General features: G+C 59.6%; 10 protein-coding genes. 3 read left to right on the top strand and 7 right to left on the bottom strand.

Features of this window, described 5'->3' with window-relative positions; genetic code table 11:
• Positions 1-57 precede the first annotated feature (57 nt).
• Together ACVMIM_RS18895 and ACVMIM_RS18890 are read right to left on the bottom strand one after the other, a co-directional pair.
• The gene (locus ACVMIM_RS18895; RefSeq protein WP_476113837.1) at positions 58-900 is read right to left on the bottom strand and encodes a DNA adenine methylase; all 843 of its coding nucleotides are present in this window, start codon (positions 898-900) and stop codon (positions 58-60) included.
• Positions 861-3,287 carry a DGQHR domain-containing protein gene (locus ACVMIM_RS18890; protein WP_476113836.1) on the bottom strand — a complete coding sequence of 809 codons (2,427 nt, stop codon included), beginning with the start codon at positions 3,285-3,287 and terminating at the stop codon, positions 861-863. The genes ACVMIM_RS18895 and ACVMIM_RS18890 overlap by 40 nt, the downstream gene beginning before the upstream one ends.
• Positions 3,288-3,749: 462 nt before the next feature.
• Between ACVMIM_RS18890 and ACVMIM_RS18885 the strand changes: the two genes are divergently transcribed.
• On the top strand, positions 3,750-4,829 hold the full coding sequence (locus ACVMIM_RS18885; RefSeq protein WP_476113834.1) for a mechanosensitive ion channel family protein: 1,080 nt from the start codon (positions 3,750-3,752) through the stop codon (positions 4,827-4,829).
• A gap of 45 nt (positions 4,830-4,874) precedes the next feature.
• Here ACVMIM_RS18885 and ACVMIM_RS18880 read toward each other — a convergent pair whose 3' ends face one another.
• Together ACVMIM_RS18880 and ACVMIM_RS18875 are read right to left on the bottom strand one after the other, a co-directional pair.
• Positions 4,875-6,647: an SLC13 family permease gene (locus ACVMIM_RS18880; protein ID WP_476113832.1), complete on the bottom strand. Its 1,773-nt coding sequence runs from the start codon at positions 6,645-6,647 to the stop codon at positions 4,875-4,877.
• A 211-nt stretch (positions 6,648-6,858) separates the two neighbouring features.
• Positions 6,859-7,488 (bottom strand): hypothetical protein, encoded by a 630-nt coding sequence (locus tag ACVMIM_RS18875; RefSeq protein ID WP_476117294.1) that lies wholly within the window; start codon positions 7,486-7,488, stop codon positions 6,859-6,861.
• 174 nt (positions 7,489-7,662) lie between these two features.
• On the opposite strand from ACVMIM_RS18875, the gene ACVMIM_RS18870 reads away from it, so the two are divergent.
• Together ACVMIM_RS18870 and ACVMIM_RS18865 are read left to right on the top strand one after the other, a co-directional pair.
• Entirely contained in the window at positions 7,663-8,235 is a 573-nt protein-coding gene (locus tag ACVMIM_RS18870; protein WP_476113831.1) for a DUF1003 domain-containing protein, read from the top strand.
• Between the two features lie 274 nt (positions 8,236-8,509).
• On the top strand, positions 8,510-9,811 hold the full coding sequence (locus ACVMIM_RS18865; protein WP_476113830.1) for an outer membrane protein: 1,302 nt from the start codon (positions 8,510-8,512) through the stop codon (positions 9,809-9,811).
• Between the two features lie 151 nt (positions 9,812-9,962).
• Here the strand turns inward: ACVMIM_RS18865 and ACVMIM_RS18860 are convergent, their stop codons facing one another.
• Genes ACVMIM_RS18860 through ACVMIM_RS18850 form a run of 3 tightly spaced genes read right to left on the bottom strand, consistent with a single transcriptional unit; the run spans position 9,963 to position 13,572 of the window.
• Positions 9,963-10,820, bottom strand: a complete 858-nt coding sequence (locus ACVMIM_RS18860) for a patatin-like phospholipase family protein (protein ID WP_476113829.1) — start codon at positions 10,818-10,820, stop codon at positions 9,963-9,965.
• Positions 10,817-12,211, bottom strand: coding sequence for a M16 family metallopeptidase (locus ACVMIM_RS18855; protein ID WP_476113827.1), 1,395 nt, complete (start codon positions 12,209-12,211; stop codon positions 10,817-10,819). The genes ACVMIM_RS18860 and ACVMIM_RS18855 overlap by 4 nt, the downstream gene beginning before the upstream one ends.
• Before the next feature lie 2 nt (positions 12,212-12,213).
• The gene (locus ACVMIM_RS18850) at positions 12,214-13,572 is read right to left on the bottom strand and encodes a M16 family metallopeptidase (protein WP_476113826.1); all 1,359 of its coding nucleotides are present in this window, start codon (positions 13,570-13,572) and stop codon (positions 12,214-12,216) included.
• Positions 13,573-13,677: the final 105 nt, after the last annotated feature.

Raw genomic sequence — 13,677 nt, 5'->3', positions numbered from 1 at the left:
CAAAAGGGAGACTAGGGGAAGGTGGCGGGGTTGGCAAGGGGATTACGCCTCTGCCCGTCACGCGATAATTAGGAGTTCGGTCGACTGAGCCCTGTAAGCAGACTTACCCGCGATCACACTATGCCGAACTAGCTGCCTGTGCAGTCCAAATCCTGCATACAGATCTCTAATGCTTTCGTGATCCGCATTCGTCATGGCGAAGGAAACGCCTCGTTCACGCGCACGCCAAAGCGTATCCCGCAAGCGCAGCTGATCGTTCCAAGCAAATATATTTTGATTGTATTTAACGAAGCCGTTCATATTGTGCCGCACCGTATAAGGAGGGTCTACAAATATGAAATCGCCCTCCTCTGCTTCGTCGATAGCTTCCTCGAAATCCAGATGCCTTAGGTCCGTCCCCTGTAGTGCCCTTGACCAAGCTGGAAAATCATCTGCGTCGAAAATAACCGTCTGCTTCGTGCCGATAGGCACGTTGAATTTTCCTTTTAGGTTCTCCCGATAAAGACCATTCCAGCACGTCCTATTCAGATAGAGAAATTGCGCAGCCCTTGCGACGGGGGTTCCTAGCTGTTTGGAACGCAACTCATAATAATATTCGCTCGAGTGAGCCTTGGCGTGCTCCTGCATCAACGCTTCGAACGGCTGCAGATCGTCCCTTATCACAACAAACAACTCGATCAGCCGCTTATTACAGTCGCTTAGAATTGCCTTCTTTGGTTGATTCTCGAAGAAGACGGCGCCACCACCCAGGAAGGGCTCTATATATCGACCGGAAATGCTCGGCAGTGAAAACTGGCCACTTTCAAATAGCCAGCGTTTTCCCCCTGCCCATTTCAAAAAAGGCTTCAATGGCTGACGTATCATGCCGGAACCTTCGGATGCACTTCCGTCCGTAGCCATTCTACAAATTCAAGATCCTCGTCCGTATAAGTCTTGAGTTGATTCTTGTGCGCCGCAATATTACGCAATTCGTTAAAAGTTTGTATCCACGAGAGATAGTACTTCTGGCCAGAGCGCTCTCCAGGAGTTGGGTTTTTGAATACATGCTCAAAGTGGTCCCAATTGTTCTGCTGCTTAACGATCTCTGCAAGATCAATTATGTTCAGATAAGCCTCCTTGGGTTTGCGCCGCGCCTTATCTCTCTGCTGTGCTTCAAACGCGTTGCGGCGAATGCGCTCACTCTCGACACCGATCTCCCAGAACGCTTGTTCATCACTCGCTAGGCGATGGGTCCCGTGGACTTTTTTCAATGTGTCGATTACATAGTCGGTTAAGCGCTCAGAAAGCTTCATAAGGAACTGATTCACCTCATCAATCTTTTCTGACGTGCTTTGCTCCACCCAACGCCTGAACTCTTCCGAACCGAAATCGCTGTGCGTCTGCATCAAGATTTGCATGAGGTGATAAGTATATTCTTTGACACCACCCTCACCGAACCTCCTGGCGAATCTGGTCCGGACTTCATCGTCGGAGGCATTTTTTATGAAAGTGAAAATGGGCTTGCAGAACTCTTTGACGTGACCTGCGAACTCTTCTGGCTTCATCAGCGGAAAATCCAGCGACTTTTTGTGCGAAAGGTATGCCACCACCTCGGCGATCACACTCAGGTGAGCACGAATACCCGGATTCACCGCTATGTATGCGTCGCGGCCAGCCTCCCATCGAGCCGGATTTGCCACTCTCACTTCCTCGAAATAGGCGCTTAAAACAGTTGAAGCCCGCTTTATCGTATCCTCATCGGTGGCCCCGGATAGCACCCCCGGGGCAAGTGTCTTGCCCATAAGCTTGCCGACCAGCGCCGATCGGCGAAGGCCGTTTACGGTTTCAGATATCGTCAAGTTCTGGTTCGGCTCTGGCGGCACCCCATGGGTAGCGAAACGGCGTGCAAGTGGACTTGTCTTGTCGGTGTTCATCACCCTGACAACTGCCGAGCCCAGAGCAGAAAGTGCAGTGGAAGGATCGCTGTCACCCATCCGGATATCGGCAAGCAAGCTAACCAGTAAGCTCTTCGGAACACTCTTTTGCTTGTGGTTGATGGTAATAAAGAGATCCGCCTCCTTCTGAACAGCCATCTTCTCAAAGGCCAGCACAAAAAGACTTTGCTCCAAAAATTCCTTATCCAAATGCGAGAATCCGTAGAGGCGGTGTTGACCATCGATGATCCAAGCCGAGCGGTATTTTGACGGCAATGTGATCCAGCCGAATTTGATGTTTGGATCGGTATTTTCGGCGTTCGAGATGAGATCGAACCTCGGGGCATCCGAGAAATTGACCAAAATATTGGTTGGGAAAAAGCCGCCCTTCTGGATGAAGGCCCCAATTTCCTTAATGCGGCTAGAAGATATCATACGCTGATAGGCTGGGCGTCCGTCCGGGTGATTGAGAGCTTGATGATTGATAAATGCAATTTTTAGGAGGTTGCGAGGTGTTGTAACAAAGCTATAAAATAACTCACCACCAATTTTGCCCCGAATTGCAGGCAACTTGACATCGGCGAGGCCTGGAACCTTCTGACCTTTCAGGAACTCGCCAAGAATCTGGTATCGACCAGCCGGCCCCATATGCTTAACAAAAGTTTCGAAATACTGAAGTTCGTTCTCAGTGATAACTTTTATGTCGTGAGCATCAGCCCTCTCTATATCTTGATTTGACCAGAGTATATTACTTGTCACGTATGCCCAAATTATTTTTGGCTTCGCCTTCCCTTTAGAGTGCTTGTTAATAGCATCCCTAAAGTAGGGCTGTAGGGAAATAGTCTCCTGGATATCCTTTTGCAGCGATCGCCGTCCACGCTCAGCTCGTGATTTGCATTCAATAACTAGCGCGGTCTCGCCGTCCTCAGCGTAGACGTCAATCTGTTTCCTTCCGACTGAATCGTCGCCTCTAGTGAAAGTGATTCTGAAACTGTCGCCGTTGAGACTCCGATAACCCATGGTGTGGAGCAGACACCACACACGATCTTCCAGCCATTTGTCGTGCCCTTTCTGCCGCTTGAGCCGGGTGGCGCGCTTTCCGGCGCGTTGGATCGCCCACCCCTTGGCCTCCTCAGCGGGAACGTCTGCGGGGTGCACACTTTTCAAATCATTGGCGTTCCTACGCCTGCGATATTCCGACGCCAGTTCGGCCTCGTCACCGAGCAGCGGTGACAGAAAGTTCGTCTTGCTGTCTTGAACTTCTAAGGAGCTGATTTCTTCGGTAGGCGAGGTTAGCGTCATGAACAATCGCGTCTGAGAATCGCTGTCGCTGCGTTCGGTTTGTAAAGAGCTCACCCAGTTGTAAGTTGTCAATACTTTCGCCGAGAGCGTTAAAGGAAGAGTGCAATAAAACCAAATCGAGGGTCAACTTCTGCTTGGGCGCCTTGCTTAGTGGCAGTATCAACCCATCCTTCCACTCCCACACCAGTCCAAGTAGCAACCCCGGCCCGCCATTCCACCCAATCCGCTTTCTGCCTGAACCGCTTCCATCCTGCCCACGGGGCACACCCCATCTCGACCGACCCCTTCGCCCCCTTGCGCCAACCCTTCCTTGCCCGCTGTGCTGATCAGCTCACGGAGCTGAAGGCCATTGCGGATGAAGCCCCTCGACGGCAAGGTCCCGGGTCTTGAGGCGGGCGAGGAAACTGAGATCCGGTTCGAGCACGTCGAACATGGCGCCGCGGTCCCACCACTTGGCAAACGCCTCATCGCAATGCCGCCCTCGGGAACGATAAGGCGCTGCTCGATGTTGATGCGACATCGGATGGCGAAGCCATGGAACCGCGCGACAAAGAACAGGAGAACCTTTCCCGCCTCGAACGGGCCGCACAGCGGACTGCCGATCCCAAAACCATCCAGCAGCAGGCGAAAAAGCCCGAGGAAAAATTCCGCTTCAGCCTTCGCAAGGAAGACCTCTGGTGGACGGCTGGCTTCGCTGCCGCCGCCTTGCTGCTCTTTGCCGCCCAACTTCTCATCAATTGGCGCCTGGAATGGCTAGACGCGTCTTTGCGCGTTCGCGTGCTGAATTATGTCTGGGGCGGCTTTCTCATCTTCGTCATGCTGACGGTGGCGAATATCATCGAAGTCTTTCTCATCGGCCGAATTCCCAATCGTGTTTCGCGTTTCAACCTGAAACGAATTTTCCGATTGATCGTGGTGATCGCCGTCGTCTTCGTGGCCATTTCAGTTCTGTTCGTGAACTGGTACGCCGCCGTCGTTTCGCTCGGCCTGATTTCACTGACACTCGGCTTTGCGCTGCAGATGCCGATCTCCAGTTTCATCGCGTGGATTTATATTCTGGCCCGGGCGCCTTATCGCGTGGGCGACCGGATTCGCATCGGCGATGCCCATGGCGATGTCATCGATGTCAGCTATCTCGACACGACGTTGTGGGAATTCGGCGGAGAACATCTTTGGACCGATCATCCCAGCGGACGCGTCATCAAGTTCCCGAACTCCACCGTCTTCGACACGCCGGTCTTCAACTATTCCTGGCCGCTGTTTCCCTATGTCTGGAACGAAATCAAGTTCCAGCTCGCCTATGAGAGCGATCTGGAATTCGTGGCGAAAACCATGAGAGAGGTCGTGGACGAGCAGATCGGCGACATCATGAGCCAGAAGGTGAAGGTCTATAAGAACATCCTGTCGAAAACGCCGGTGGACGAGCTGCAAGTGAAGGAGCATCCGGTGGTTCATTTTCGCGTCAGCGAAAATACCTGGCTCGAAGCCATCGTGCGTTACCTCGTCCCGCCCAAGGAAGCGGGACGCACCAAAACACGCTTGATCAAGGAAATGCTGGCGCGAATGAATGCAGAACCCGATCGCGTGCTGTTTCCAAAGAGCAATTTGCGGTGAACTCCTCGCCTCCCAGCGAGGTCGTTCGCATTCCTCCATGGCTTGTCAGGTCATTGGCCATACGATCGCCAGCATGGGCACGGCAACAATGATGACAAGGAAGGACAGCGGCAGCCCCAGACGCGGATAGTCGCTGAAACGATAGCCTCCCGGCCCCATGACAAGGGTGTTGCATTGGTGCCCGATCGGCGTGAGGAAGTCGCAGCCGGCGCCAATAGCGACAGCCATCAGAAATGCTTCCGGCCTATAGCCCAGATCGGCGGCGAATTCCGAGGCGACAGGCGCCATGACAAGAACAGTGGCGGCATTGTTGAGGAAGGGCGTCACTGCCATGGCGGCGACGAGGATGAGCAGCAGTGCGCCGGGCGCCGGAAGAATGGTCCCGAACCTGGCAAGCTCCGCGGCAAGCAGTCCGGTCGCCCCTGTCGTGCGCAGCGAATCGCTCACCGGGATGAGAACGGCGAGCATCACGAGGATTGGACCATCCAGCGATTGGTAGACGTCGCGGAGCGGGATGACCTTGAAAAGCACCATCCCCACCGCGGCCGCAAAGAAAGCGACGGGAACAGGGAGCAGGCCAACGGCAGTCGTGAGCATGGCAAGGGCGAGAATTGCCACGGGCACGATGCCTTTGCGAACGCTGCCAAGAAGGATAGGTCTTTCCGCCAGCGGCAGGCAGCCGAGTTCACGCAGTGTCTCGGGCATTGTCGTTGCGTTGCCCTGCAACACGACGACGTCGCCGAGCCTTAGCTCGACATTGGCGAGCCTGCGGTCGAGGCGCTGGCCGCGACGGCTCACGGCCAGGAGGTTGACGTTGAAGCGATCGTAGAGGGCAAGTCGCTGGGCCGTCCAGCCGATCAAGGAGGAGGTTTCACCAATTACGGCCTCAATGGCTACCATTTCGCTGCTGGTGGCATCATCATTCACCCGATCGCCCGTGACGCTGAGCTTGCCTTGCGAGACAAGTCGATCCAGCGCCGTCGGATCGCCTTCGAGCAACAGGATGTCGTCCACCTTCAGGACAGCATCGGGCAGCGGCGTCATCCGCATCGTCCGTTTGCGCAAGATCGACGTCACGATGACATCGCCGCCGGCAAGCTTCATGACGTCTGCGACCGTTTTCCCAAGCACGGTGGAATCGCCGACAACTCGAGCCTCTGTAAGGTAGTCTTTGATGTCGAGGGCTTCATTCAGCGCCCCGCCGAGCTTTTCGCGCACTGGCAACAGCCAATAGAAGGACATCAGGAAGATCATTCCAGCGACGGCTACAGCCGCTCCGACGGGTGCGAAGTCGAACATTGTGAATGCCGTTCCGGTCAACTGCTCTCGCACTCGGGAGACAACGATATTCGGGGAAGTGCCCACCTGCGTCATGAGACCACCGAGCAACGACCCGAACGCCATAGGCATCAGAAATATCGATGGCGATGTGCTAGACCGGCGCGCGAACTGAAAGGCGATCGGGATCATGATCGCCAGCGCGCCTATATTCTTGACGAAGGCGGACAGGCACGTCACCACGATCACCAGCAGCGCCAGTTGCGACCGAACTCCCGACAATTTCGGAGCAAAGCGCTGGATGGCGAGTTCCATGATGCCCGATCGCGCTATGCCTGCGCTCACCAGCAGAGCACTGCCGACAATGACCACGATATCGTCGCTAAACCCGCTAAAGGCTTTGTCAAACGGCACAATCCCAGCGGCGAGAGCGAGCAACAATGCCGCCGCCGCGACGAGATCATAGCGATAGCGCCCCCATACGAACGCTGCCATCATCACGAAGGTGACGGCGAACGACAGAATTTGCGGCATGGTCATGTGTTCGGCTGCTCCGCAAGCGGCTGATCAGAACGCCCAGACTGCTCCTTTGTTGCTTTGGCCCCGACGGCCTTGGCAGCACGCGCAGCTGAAAGCATCGCGCATGGGGGCGGTCCCCTCGCCCGGCTCTTCCTTCGGGCGCGGATGGAAACTGGCCTATGGCTGCTGGCGTGCCACGGGTCGCCCTCGCATGGGCGCGTCCGCGAGACAGTCAGCGCAGCAGTCCGTCGCTCTCGAAATCTTCCCAACCGCGCAGGCGAGAGGCTTCGGGCCGCCCGCTGTCATCCGCACCTGCGGCCGCTCGGCTCTTTTGAGCGCGCATCAGGGCCGCCTTGCCGGCGGCTCGGCGCCGGTTCTCGGCAGCTGTTGCTGCGTCTTGCTCGCGCCAGAGGGTGACGAGGTCGCGGTCGAGCACATCCTCGATGTGGCGCGGGTCGAAGACGTGAAAGGTGATCTTTCTCGCCCTTCCGCGAAGCTTGACCGTTCTGGTCCCGGCGCTTTTCAGCCGACCGTCCTTCAGCCAGCGGTGCCGTTCGCCCGCCGAGATCGTCAGGATGTCCTCGACTTCACGAGGGATCACGGGGAGCTCCTCGATATTCTGCATGGCTTTGGACAAGATCGCCGATGCGGCCCCGGCGTCAGCATCCGAGCCCTCCGGCAGGCGCAAGGTGAGCACTCTGGACTCGATGTGGAGCAGCTTTCTCAAGGCGATCGGAAGGCGAGCCCGCATTTCAAGAAAAATGCCCCTCGCCCTCATGGGCGACCCAAGCGTCGCCGCAGCGGACAGCGGCCACTCTGCGACCAGCTTTGCGGTCGGGTCGGTTTTTCGGCGCGCGGGCATCCTCGTTAGATAGGTCTCTCGCCCACCGAACTCAACGCGGATGGAGCCGTGCAAGCGGGCTGCCGGCCCCCGCTGCCGGACGGAACGAGGTCCCGGGCGTTTCGTCGCTCTCGACATCGGGATGGAGCGAATTGCCGAACAGGGAGTTAGGCTGCCAGACCGGAGAGAGACACCATGGATCCCACAGCCGCCCCAGAGCATCATGGCTACGCCACTCCGACGAGGCCGGCGGCGGAAGGGCTCGCCCCTGCCCTGGCGCGCAACATCGAGGCTCTTATCGAGAGGCGGAAGCGCGAGGCGAAGGCCGCATCCCTGGAGCAGCGCGCGGCGGCGGCAATCAGCAGCTTCGCCGGCAGCATGATGTTCGTCTATATCCACCTCGTCCTCTTCGGCGCCTGGATCGTCCTCAATGTCGGAATAGTAAACCTCATCAGGCCGTGGGACCCTTCTTTGGTCGTCCTGGCCATGTTTGCCTCGGTCGAGGCGATCTTTCTGTCGACCTTCGTGCTGATCAACCAGAACCGCATGGCCGCCGAGGATGACGCCAGGGCGGACCTCGACCTGCAGGTAAGCCTGCTCAACGAACACGAGACGACCAGGCTCATCAGGCTGGTGGAACAGATTGCCAAGCACCTGGATGTGCAAATCGAAGCGGACGACGAGTTGAAGGAACTGAAGCGCGACGTCGCGCCCGAAGCCGTTCTGGACAAGATCGAAGAGGCGGGTGAGCGAGCGAGAGCCAGTTGACTCGCTGATGGCGTCGACAAAGTGGACGAGCAAAGGTCCCCGGCGCGATTCCACCCCGCCTGCCTTCTCCGGCATCACGCGGCTGGTCCAGCTACAACCGAGAGGCAAGTCCAGCTGCCGCGGTGGTCCACAGCCGAACTGACCATTTCTGGGTGCATTGCCCGGTTTCGCCTGCCGTCGGGGCAGTTCGCGCATCGGTGTGGCATTTCTGCCACCACAAATTTCGACAACCCCTGCTAGAACATCGCCGGGTTTTAACTTGGGGTTATGGGCTATGTTTCTTCGTCTTTGTGCGAAATCCGTTCTGTTGGGCGCTGTTTCGGCCGTCGCTTTGGTGTCGGCCGCGCATGCCGCCGACGTCGTCCAGGAGCAGGCCGCTCCGGGCTTCAACTGGAGCGGTCTCTATGTCGGCTTCGGCGTCGGCGCCGGCGCCAATGTGCACAAGCTCAGCAGTGATTTTATACCTATCTCGCTGAACGGCATCGGCGGCGAAGGCATCTTCGGCCAGGCAACCGTCGGCTACGATTACATGGTCTCGCAGCGTTTTCTGCTCGGCGGCCTGATCGACGCGCATGTCGGCACGATCAAGACTTCGCTCGATGCCGGCCTTCTGGGCGGCCTCAGTGCCGACATCAAGGAAACCTACGGCTTCGATGTCGGCGTTCGCGCCGGTTACCTGCTGACGCCGAGCACGCTGGGGTACGTTCTGGGCGGCTATGCCTGGCAGAAGTACAAGCTCGACACCAATGCCGGCTTCGGCATGGACTGGGACCAGGGCGGATACTTCGTCGGTGCCGGCGTCGAAACCGCGATCAACAGCAACTGGACGCTCAAGGGCGAGTATCGCTACACGCGCTTCAGCACCAAGGACGACCTGCTTTCCCAGTTCGGAGCGCCCGATGGCACGCTCAATCTCGACACCTCGCGCCACACCTTCGAAGTTGCGGCCAGCTATCGCTTCAACGCGGCCAATGGCGGCGGCGTCAGCTTCGAGACGCCGACCTATAACTGGACTGGCTTCTATGTCGGTGGCGGACTCGGCGCCGGCGCGTCGGTGCATCAGCTCGAAGTTCCGCCGGCCGGCGTGAAGCTCAACGGCATCGGCGGCGAAGGCGTGTTCGGCGAAGCCAGCCTCGGCTACGATCAAGACTTCGGCACCTGGGTCGCGGGTGTCATGGTCGACGCGCGCTATTCCGGGATGACCTCGAAGCTCGATCTCGGCGGCGGCTCGATCAACCTTGACACCGACTATGGCTTCGACGTGCTCGGCCGCGTTGGCATGAAGGTCAATGAAGCGACGCTTGCCTACGCGCTGGCCGGCTATAGCTGGCAGCATTTCGATCTCAATGCTTCCGACCCGATCGGCGACATTCTCGATTGGGGTTCGAGCGGTTTCTCGGTCGGTGCAGGCTTGGAAACGGCCGTGTCGGACAAGATGACGGTCGGTCTCGAATACCGCTATTCGCAATTCGAGAAGAAGGACTTCTCGTCCGAGCTCGGTGCGCCGGATGGCACGCTTACCTCAACGCCATCGTTCCACACCGTGCGGATCGACGCCAAGTACAAGTTCAACTAAGCAAAGGCCTCAGCCAAAGCAAAGGAAGCCCGCCGAATGGCGGGCTTTTCTTTTGCGAGTCGCTCTGTCTCCCGGTCACATCGCTCGGCAGCGGCTTGATGAGGTCGAGTGCCGGCCGGGCATGGCGATGCGATACTGAGGCACATTTGCTTCAGACCACCTTCTTCTCGCCCTGCCTGCCGCCATGCGCCTCCACGGCCTTCTCGACGGCGCGCTTCAGTTCGTCCTTGATCTCGACCGTCTCGGCCATCAGCGTCTCGATCTTGAGGAATTCGAGCACGCGGTATTTCGAGACATTCGGCCGGATCAGAATATCCGGCGGGCGCTGCCCGAGCTTGTTGGCGATGATCGACTGCATCATCAGTTGGGTGGCGCCGTACATCAGGTCGACGGTGGTCGGATGCCTGCGCTCGGCCTCGCTCGGCGCGCCGACGACATCGACGGCGATGATGATGTCGGCGTCCCTCTCGATGAGGTCGAAAGGCACGGGGTTGTAGATGCCGCCATCGATCAGCACACGGCCCTCGCGCGTCACCGGACGGAAGACCGCCGGGATCGCCGCCGAAGCGGCAAGCGCCGAATGCAGGTCGCCTTCGGTGAACACCGCAAGGCTGTGGCCGAAATAATCGGTCGCCGTCACCTTGAGCGGGATCTTCAGCGCCTCGAACGTCGGCGGGATCGCCTCGGGCAGGAAGGCCTTCAGAATGCGCTCGATGTTGAACTGGCTGACGCGGATGCCGCCCTGCATGGCCTCCGCGATCGTGCCCGGCCGCGAGCGCCACATGCGCGCCGCCACCTCGGCCCGGCTGCCGAGGATCGAGCGGGCATAGTCGTGGATCTCGGCGCCCGTCATGCCCGACGCCATGCCGGCGCCCATGATGGCGCCGATCGAGGAGCCGGCGATCGCCGCCGGCTTGATGCCGAGCTCGTCGAGAGCCTCGATGACATGGATATGCGCAAGACCGCGCGCGCCGCCGCCGCCGAAGGCCACCCCGAAGGTCGGGCTCATCCCTTGCCGCCTCCGGCCACCTGCACCAGCGGCGGCCCGATGACCATCACCGCGGGGTCGGCCGACAGGAGCTTCTTCGCCGCCGCCTTGACGTCGGCCAACGTCACCGCGTTGATGAGAGCCGCGCGGCGCTTGATATAATCGATGCCGAGATCATCGAGCTGCAGCTCCACCAGCGTCGCGGCGATGGAGCTGGAGGAATCCAGATTGTTGATGGCGTAGGCGCCGATCATGTATTTCTTGGTCGCCGCGAGTTCCTCCTCGGTGGGGCCGTTCTCGGCCATGTCCTTCACCACCTGGCGCACGATCGAAAGCGTCTGGGCGGCGCGGTCGGAACGCGTCGCCGTCGTCACCAGCAGCGCGTTGGAATGCTCGTGATCGACGAGATCGGAGCTGACGCTATAGGCCAGGCCGCGCTTCTCGCGCACCTGCTCGTAAAGCCGCGACGTAAATGTCGAACCGCCGAGAATCTCGTTCATCAGCACGGCGGCGTAAAAATCGGGGTCGCTGCGCTTCACGCCCGGCCAGGCGAGCTGCAGGGAGGTCTGCGGCAAGTCGTAATTCACTTCGAGCTGCTGGCCGAGCTTGGGCTTGATGTCGGCAACCGGCGCCAGCGTCTGCCTGTCCGGCAGGTCTCCGAACACCTCGTCAAGCCTGCCGCTCAATGTCGCGGCGTCGATGTCGCCCACCACCGCCACATGCAGGCCGCCGCGGGCGAAATTCGCCTTGTGGAAGGCCCTGAGGTCGTCGGCAGTGATGGTGGCGAGGCTGTCCTTGTTGCCCTCGTCCGGCCGCGCATAAGGATGCTGGCCGTAAATCGCGCGCAGCCAGCGCTGCTGGCCGATCGTGTTGGGGTCCCGCTCATTGGCGAGAATGCCGGAGAGGATCTGGGCGCGGATGCGGTCGATCGGCGCCTCGTCGAAGCGCGGGCTGTTCACCGCCAGCTTCAGCAGGCCGAAAGCCTCGTCCTTCCGGTCGGACAGCATGCGCATCGAGCCATAGGTGCCGTCGCGCGCCGCCTGGAAGCTCATCTCGGCGCCGGCATCGTCGAGCTTCATCTGGAAGGCCTCGCTGTCGAGGTCGCCGGCGCCCTCGTCGAACAGTCCGGTCATCAGGTTGACCAGGCCTTCCTTGCCGGAGGGGTCCTGCGCCGTGCCGCCGTCGAAGACGAAACGGATCGCAATCAGCGGAATGGAATGGTCCTCCACCAGCCAGGCGGTGACGCCCTTCTTCGACTTCACCTCCTGAATATTCATCTCGGCGCGCGCGGCAAGCACCGGCAAAAGCAGGAAGAACAGGGCGAAGCAAAGGGTGGCGACGGCGCGGTAGACCCTGCCGCCTTCAGCCGCGGGGTACGAGATGCTCTTTGTCGTTGCGATTGCCATGCTCATCGTCAATTCCCCGCCTGCTGCTGCGGCAAGAGATAGCCGGTGGTGGAGCGATCGAGCACCAGGTAGCGAGCGGCGACCGCCTTCACCTCGTCGGCGGTTACCTTGCGGATGCGGTCCGGCCATTCCTGGACGTCCTTGACATTGCCGCCGGTGGCAAGCGTCGAGCCATACATGTTGGCCATGTCCTCCTGCTTGTCGCGCGCAAAGATCATGGAGCGCACATAGCGGGTCTTGGCCCGCTCCAGTTCGTCGTCGCTCACGCCGTCCTTGACGATGCGGGCGATCTCGGCATCGACCGCCGCTTCGACATCGGCAAGCCTGGCGTCGCCGCGCGGAGCGCCATACACGGTGAAGTTGGTGGCGTCGAGCATGGTGCCCTGGAAATAGGCGCCGGCCTCGGATGCGATACCCTGCTTGACGACGAGCTGCTGATACAACCTGCTGCGGTTGTCGCCGCCGAGGATCTCGGCAAGCAGGTCGAGCGCCTCGGCTTCGCCGGGCTTGGCCGTGTGATAGGACGGGACCACCCATTGCGTCGAAAAGTTCGGCACCGAGACGCGCGCGTCGGTCAGCGTCACCGTGCGCTTCGTGTTCTGCTCGGGCTCGACGGGGCGGATGCGCGGCCGCAGGTCCGGGCCGCGAGCGACCTTGCCATAGGTCCTTTCGGCCATCGCCTTCACCGCGTCGGGATCGACGTCGCCCGCCACCACCAGCACGGCATTGTTCGGCCGATAATAGGCGTCGTAGAAGGCTTTCGCGTCCGGACGGTTCAACTCTTCCATCTCCTGCAGCCAGCCGATCACCGGAATGCGGTATGGCTGGTTCTGCCAGAGCGTCGCGTCGACCTCCTCGTCGAGCACCGCTTGCGGATTGCTGTCGATGCGCGAGCGGCGCTCCTCCAGGATCACGTCGCGCTCGGTCTTGATGACATCGTCGGTCAGGATGAGGTTGCGCATGCGATCGGCCTCGAAGCTCATCATCTCTTCGAGCGCGGAAGGCGGCACCGTCTCATGGAAGGCGGTGTAATCATAGGAGGTGAAGGCATTGTTGGAGCCTCCGATCTCGGCCACGGCCCGGTCGAACTCGCCGGCGGCGTGGTGGGTCGTCGCCTTGAACATCAGGTGCTCGAAGAAATGCGCGATGCCGGATTTGCCGGGCGGCTCGTCGGCGCTGCCGATCTTGTACCAGACCATGTGCGTGACGATCGGGGCGCGGTGGTCCGGGATGACGACCACTTCCATGCCGTTGTCGAGCAGGAAATCCTTGACCGCGCTGTCGTCTGCCGCGCGGGCCGGAGCCGCGGCGAGCGCCAGCGTGCCGACAAGAAGCGCCGCTCGCAGCCCAATCCCCGTTGTTGTCATCAAGGTCTCCGGTCCCGGTTGCGACGATAGGCAAGGTTCGCTGGCGAGGCAAAGTGAATTGTTCGGCATTTTCGAGGCGCTTGTGCCTTTTCCTTCTTCCCATGC

This window comes from Mesorhizobium sp. USDA 4413 (genome assembly GCF_056280365.1).
The sequence above is the reverse complement of the archived record's forward strand: the minus strand, read 5'-3'. Positions and strand labels throughout refer to the sequence as shown.

Excerpts from the sequence above, each read along its gene's own strand:
- ACVMIM_RS18865 (WP_476113830.1), top strand. The coding sequence starts at position 8,510 with ATGTTTCTTCGTCTTTGTGCGAAATCCGTTCTGTTGGGCGCTGTTTCG.
- ACVMIM_RS18850 (WP_476113826.1), bottom strand. The coding sequence starts at position 13,572 with ATGACAACAACGGGGATTGGGCTGCGAGCGGCGCTTCTTGTCGGCACG.
- ACVMIM_RS18870 (WP_476113831.1), top strand. The coding sequence starts at position 7,663 with ATGGATCCCACAGCCGCCCCAGAGCATCATGGCTACGCCACTCCGACG.
- ACVMIM_RS18895 (WP_476113837.1), bottom strand. The coding sequence starts at position 900 with ATGGCTACGGACGGAAGTGCATCCGAAGGTTCCGGCATGATACGTCAG.
- ACVMIM_RS18860 (WP_476113829.1), bottom strand. The coding sequence starts at position 10,820 with ATGAGCCCGACCTTCGGGGTGGCCTTCGGCGGCGGCGGCGCGCGCGGT.
- ACVMIM_RS18855 (WP_476113827.1), bottom strand. The coding sequence starts at position 12,211 with ATGAGCATGGCAATCGCAACGACAAAGAGCATCTCGTACCCCGCGGCT.
- ACVMIM_RS18885 (WP_476113834.1), top strand. The coding sequence starts at position 3,750 with ATGGAACCGCGCGACAAAGAACAGGAGAACCTTTCCCGCCTCGAACGG.
- ACVMIM_RS18880 (WP_476113832.1), bottom strand. The coding sequence starts at position 6,647 with ATGACCATGCCGCAAATTCTGTCGTTCGCCGTCACCTTCGTGATGATG.
- ACVMIM_RS18875 (WP_476117294.1), bottom strand. The coding sequence starts at position 7,488 with ATGCCCGCGCGCCGAAAAACCGACCCGACCGCAAAGCTGGTCGCAGAG.